This window comes from Gluconobacter sp. GP1 (assembly GCF_032913585.1).
GTDB classification, from domain to species: domain Bacteria; phylum Pseudomonadota; class Alphaproteobacteria; order Acetobacterales; family Acetobacteraceae; genus Gluconobacter; species Gluconobacter cerinus.
Genome location: NZ_JASGXC010000069.1, coordinates 1 through 333 on the forward strand (window position 1 = coordinate 1; position 333 = coordinate 333).

1 pseudogene is annotated in these 333 nt (G+C 57.4%); it reads left to right on the forward strand.

The annotated features are described in order from the left end of the window. Positions 1 to 333 (forward strand): annotated as a pseudogene (locus tag R5H23_RS16965) (hypothetical protein); the annotation flags it as partial.

Genomic DNA, 333 nt, shown 5'->3' on the forward strand with positions numbered 1-333 from the left:
GGCAGCCATTGGTGCGAACTCCTCCGCACAGGTCAATGGCGCGGGCCAAACCGTCCACCTTCTGGCTGACAATGCTGGGGCCAGCCTGTCTCAGGCAGGTGATACCACCTATGTCTGGGGCACAAACGATTCCATTTCCGGAAATGGGACCAAAGTCCTCATGGGCGGCAATACGGCCGAACCAGGGCAGAACCAGTCCTTCACAGCCCACGGTAGCAACAACACAATCAACGCAAGCGGAAATTCTACCACCTTTATTTCCGGGCAGAACAATACGTTCAACGGCGCGAACGGGAGTGTGGCAGCCATTGGTGCGAACTCCTCCGCACAGGT